Below are 4,755 nucleotides of genomic sequence, written 5' to 3' on the forward strand. Positions count from 1 at the left end.
GCCAGACCGTCCGCCAGACTCAACTGACCCAAAACACGATCCGCCATCCCGAATCTCCCTGCTCCAACCTTCACCACAGAATCACCGTTCGGCTTCTGTGCAAAGGTCTCCTTGTGGGAGAAGGTGGATTGGCGCGCAGCGCCAAGACGGTTGAGGGGTGCTGGACGGAGTGCCGGCAGCGCCAAGCTGGAGCACCCCTCATCCGACCGAGCTTCGCTCGGCCACCTTCTCCCACAAGGGGAGAAGGGAAGGCCGCGGTCCGTTTCTATGCGTCTTCCCTAACCGGCGGAGCCACCTTCTTCCAGTCTCCCGTGGCGTTCCACCAGCGGTTCGGGTTGGAGCGGTCGTCCAACCCCTTGGAACGGCTGGCAAGGATCGGCTGAATGCGGATCACCGGCTCCTGATAGCTGTGGACCTGGAAAATCGCTTCGACAATGCGGGCGGCCAGCGCCTGGTCGTCGGGCAGCTCGAACGACACTTCCACCGTGCCCGGCCGTCTGCGCAATTCCGTCTCGGCGCCGGCGGCCGCGCCTTCGAGTGGCCGGTAGCGCTCGATGCCGTGCGCCGACTGGTAGGCATTGCTGTCGTACTTGCCCATGGTGAGCGGCGCGATCGCGACCACCGCTTCCATGATGCGGTCGACATCGGAGGCCGGCGATTGAAAGGTCACAAGCAGCAGCAATTCCATCCGTACCGATGTCGTTTCAAACCCGGAGTCGATCATGATGGCATCCTCAATCTGGTGGCGTGTTGCTGACAATCTATCCGGGTGCTGCTGACACGGTTATGTCAGCAGCCTCGCGCGACACGAGGCATCGATCGGTCTTTCTAAAGGATTTTTCGGACCAGCCTGGCGCCGACCAGCGCGATATAGAAGGCGAAGAACATGCCGAGCGCCCAGCCGAAGCCCGAGGGACCGAAAACGTCCATGCCGATGCCGATCGCCTGCGGGCCGAGCACCATGCCAACACCGTAGCAGAGCACGAAGGCAGCGTTGGCGGAGGCCAGTTCGTGGCCGGAAAGCTGCGAGCCGAGATGGGCCAGGCCGATCGTGTACATCGCCGCGACCACGCCGCCCCAGACGAACAGAAGCGCAGCCATCAGGTGCCAGTTCTGCGCGAAGTGGGGCATGAAGATGGTGCCGGCAAGCCCAATGGTTGCACAAGCCAGAAGCAGATAACGGCGGTCGCTGACACGGTCGCTGATCATGCCGAGCGGGATCTGCAACAGCACGTTGCCGAGGCCGATCATGGTGAGCAGAAGTGCGGCGTCGGCCTCGGAGTAGCCGATGCGGCTGCCATAGATGGGGAACAGCGCAAAGCCGCCGGTCTCGACCGCGCCGAACACCAGCACCGCGGCGGTCGCCGTCGGCACCAGCCAGATGTAGCGCAGGAAGTTGCTGGTTTCGCCATTGGAGACGATCGTCGGGCTCTCGTTGCGGGCGGCCAGAACCGGAATGGCGGCCAGCGTCACCAGCGCCATGATGACGCCGAAGGGCAGGAAGCCGGTGCTGCCGAGATGGGCAAAAAGCCACGGCCCGGCGGCAAAGCCGAGCGACAATACCGTGGCGTAGATGCCGAGGACCAGGCCGCGCCGGTGCGGCGGCGCCGATGTGCTGATCCAGAATTCCGACAGGATGAACAGCACCGTCAGCGCAATGTGCAGCAGGATGCGCAGCGGGAACCACATCCAGAAGTCCGGCGCGAAATGGAAGCCGACAAAGGCCAGCACTCCCGTGGCGATCATGGCCAGCATCGTCCAGGCGACGCCGAATCGCATGGCGAGCGGGGTGGCGAGCGGTGCGCCAGCGATCGAGGCGAACCCGGCGACAGCGGTGTTGAAGCCGATCATCGACGCCGAATGGCCGCGCGTTTCGAGGATGACGCTGAGCAGCGGCATGCCGAGGCCGATGGCAATGCCGACGACGCTGATCGACGAGATCGCCGCGATCATCGGCAGCCAATGTACGCGTTCTTCGACCTCTTGCTGGGTATCGACCGTCATGGATTTGAATGCTCTATGCTTTACAGAATTTCGCGGGCGAAGCGATTGCGGACAAGCCGGTAGAACGGGACGGAACCACCGGGGCGCAGCAGCGGATCATCGACGAGCCGCTTTTCCAGCTCCTCCAGGATAGCCCTGGTGATGTCGGGAATATCGGCCTGTCTGGCCTTGGCGAGCGGCAGCCAGACCAGCTCCTCCAACTCGTTGGTCGGACCGCCGTCCGGCAGCTCCACGGCGACATCTTCGCGCCAGGCGCTGAAGAAGCGCGTATCGAAGCGCCGCACCCTGTTTGGCGGGGTGATGGCACGCGCGATGAAACGCAGCTCTGCCAGCGACGGTCTTACGCCGTGCTCGGCAAAACCCTGCCAATCGCGCCTGCTCGTCGCGAAGGCGCCTTTCCGACCGATCAACAGGCCAGCCTCCTCATAGGTCTCGCGGATCGCCGACAGGGCGATGGCGCGGGCGCGGGCCGGGCTGATGCGGCCAACGCCGGCGGTCAGCCTCGCCTGTTCCTCAGGGTGCAGCGCGGTGGCGACGGGAATTCGGCTGTCGGCCGGATCGGTACGGCCGCCGGGAAAGACGAATTTCCCAGGCATGAAGGCGTGACGGGCGTGGCGCCGGCCCATCAGCACCAGAAACTCGCCGCCCTTGCGGTCGAGCAGGATCAACGTCGCGGCGTCGCGCGGCCGTATAGGCTTGGCGTCGAGCGCGATCCGCTCGACCTTGTCGACTTCCACCCTGGTCATACCGTCCATGCGCACGACCTAGCGGAATCTTCTCCGATGCGAAAGTGGCGTCCAGCCATGCCGATTGCGCCAGCCTCGGTTTCAAGCCTCGGGATGCGACTCGATCAGATCTTTTTCCCCGCCGAAGCCATGCATATAGAACGCCCATTGCAGGCCGATGACGGCGCCCTTGACCGGCTGCAGCAAGACGACCGCCATGAGGATGGTCAGCGGCACCCAGATGGCGATGTGCTGCCAGGTGGACAAGGTGGAGGTCGCTTCGACGCCCATGAAGGCGCCGAGCACGATGTGGCCGACGATGACCACCACCAGATAGGCCGGCAGGTCGTCGGCGCGATGGTGATGAAGCTCCTCGCCGCAATGATCGCACTTGTCGACAGTCTTGACGAAAGCGCGGAACAGCTTTCCCTCGCCGCAATGCGGGCAGCGGCCAAGCGCGCCGCGCTTCATCGCCGTCCATAGCGGACGGGCGACCCGGCCCGAGTGATGTTCGCCGCCGAAAACCTGTTGGTTCATTTTCAGATCGCTTGGCATTACCGTCTCCTGCCGCGTGAGCCTGGACGCGATTGCGACGCGCGGGCGCGGCCTTTGGTCTTGTGAAACGACCGTTTGGAGCCGGGCAGCGGCTTTGGGTCGGTCAGCATCTCGAAACGCATCGCGCCGGCCATAGGCGCCACCTCGATCAGGCGAACCTCGACGCGGTCGGCAAGCTGATAGCCCTTGCCGGTGCGTTCTCCGAAAAGCGATCGGGCAGTTTCGTCGTAGATATAGTAATCGCCGTCCAGACTTGACACCGGGATGAAACCATCTGCGCCATACTGCGGCAATTGGACAAATAGTCCCGATTTGGTGACGCCCGAAATGCGTGCATCGAAACGCTCGTCGACACGCTCGGCCAGATAGGCGGCGATCAGCCGGTCGACCGTGTCGCGCTCGGCGGCCATGGCACGGCGCTCGGTGGCCGAGATCAGCGCAGAAACCTCTTCCAACCGCTCCGCCTCGTCCTGCGTCAGTCCGCCCGCACCGAAGCCGAGTGCGGCAATCAGCCCACGGTGCACGATCAGGTCGGCATATCTGCGGATCGGCGAGGTGAAATGCGCGTAGCGCTTCAGATTGAGGCCGAAATGGCCGATGTTGCTGGGCGAATATTCGGCCTGCATCTGCGTGCGCAGCACCACCTCGTTGACCAGCCCCTCATGGTCGGCGCCGCGGACGCGATCCAGGATGCCGTTGAACTGATTCGGCCGCATCTGCGCACCGCGCGCCAACGACAGGCCTAGCGTCTGCAGGAACTCACGCAGCGATTCCTGCTTGGCGAGCGAAGGCGCGTCATGGATGCGGTAGACCAGCGCCTGTCGTTTCGCCTCCAGCGTCTCGGCGGCCGCGACATTGGCCTGGATCATGAACTCTTCGATCAGCTTGTGCGCGTCGAGCCGCTCCGGCACGACGACCCGATCGACGGTGCCGTCCTCCTTGAGCAGAATTTTCCGCTCCGGCAGGTCGAGCTCGAGCGGCTGGCGCGTGTCACGGCCGCGCTTCACGACGGCGTAGGCATCCCAGAGCGGCTTCAGCACCGTGTCGAGGATCGGGCCGGTCTTGTCGTCCCGCACGCCGTCGATCGCGGCCTGCGCTTGGGGATAGGCGAGTTTCGCCGCCGATTTCATCATGATGCGGTGGAACGAATGCCTGAGCTTGCGGCCGTCGGCCGCGAAGGTCATGCGGACTGCCAGCGCCGGACGATCCTGGCCTTCGCGCAGCGAACAAAGGTCGTTGGAGATGCGCTCCGGCAGCATCGGCACGACGCGATCGGGGAAATAGACCGAATTGCCGCGCTTCAGCGCCTCGCGATCGAGCGCAGTGCCATAGCGGATATAGGCGGCGACATCTGCAATCGCCACGGTGACGACCACGCCACCAGGGTTCTTTTCGTCCGTGTCCGGCGTGGCGAATACCGCGTCGTCATGGTCCTTGGCGTCGGCCGGATCGATGGTGACCAGTGGCAAGT

6 protein-coding genes are annotated in these 4,755 nt (G+C 64.2%); all 6 read right to left on the reverse strand.

Annotation, left to right across the window (positions count from 1 at the left end):
* The coding region (locus tag EOC93_RS34520; protein ID WP_206532296.1) for a hypothetical protein at nucleotides 1-185 on the reverse strand (185 nt) is incomplete at its 3' end.
* A gap of 80 nt (nucleotides 186-265) precedes the next feature.
* Nucleotides 266-724 carry a hypothetical protein gene (locus EOC93_RS32520; RefSeq protein ID WP_095485369.1) on the reverse strand — a complete coding sequence of 153 codons (459 nt, stop codon included), beginning with the start codon at nucleotides 722-724 and terminating at the stop codon, nucleotides 266-268.
* A 104-nt stretch (nucleotides 725-828) separates the two neighbouring features.
* The gene (locus EOC93_RS32525) at nucleotides 829-2,004 is read right to left on the reverse strand and encodes an MFS transporter (protein WP_095485368.1); all 1,176 of its coding nucleotides are present in this window, start codon (nucleotides 2,002-2,004) and stop codon (nucleotides 829-831) included.
* A gap of 20 nt (nucleotides 2,005-2,024) precedes the next feature.
* Nucleotides 2,025-2,759 (reverse strand): NUDIX domain-containing protein, encoded by a 735-nt coding sequence (locus EOC93_RS32530; protein ID WP_095485367.1) that lies wholly within the window; start codon nucleotides 2,757-2,759, stop codon nucleotides 2,025-2,027.
* Nucleotides 2,760-2,831: 72 nt separating this feature from the next.
* Nucleotides 2,832-3,284 (reverse strand): DUF983 domain-containing protein, encoded by a 453-nt coding sequence (locus EOC93_RS32535; RefSeq protein WP_095485366.1) that lies wholly within the window; start codon nucleotides 3,282-3,284, stop codon nucleotides 2,832-2,834.
* Nucleotides 3,284-4,755 (reverse strand): VacB/RNase II family 3'-5' exoribonuclease (locus EOC93_RS32540; protein ID WP_127206653.1); only part of this gene is annotated, 1,472 nt, incomplete at its 5' end. The genes EOC93_RS32535 and EOC93_RS32540, both read right to left, overlap by 1 nt.

The organism is Mesorhizobium sp. M6A.T.Ce.TU.002.03.1.1 (assembly GCF_003997275.1).
Lineage (GTDB): Bacteria > Pseudomonadota > Alphaproteobacteria > Rhizobiales > Rhizobiaceae > Mesorhizobium > Mesorhizobium mediterraneum.

Bases quoted from the DNA above. Each gene is read 5' to 3' on its own strand.
- EOC93_RS32525 (WP_095485368.1), bottom strand. From the start codon at position 2,004: ATGACGGTCGATACCCAGCAAGAGGTCGAAGAACGCGTACATTGGCTG.
- EOC93_RS32535 (WP_095485366.1), bottom strand. From the start codon at position 3,284: ATGCCAAGCGATCTGAAAATGAACCAACAGGTTTTCGGCGGCGAACAT.
- EOC93_RS32520 (WP_095485369.1), bottom strand. From the start codon at position 724: ATGATCGACTCCGGGTTTGAAACGACATCGGTACGGATGGAATTGCTG.
- EOC93_RS32530 (WP_095485367.1), bottom strand. From the start codon at position 2,759: ATGGACGGTATGACCAGGGTGGAAGTCGACAAGGTCGAGCGGATCGCG.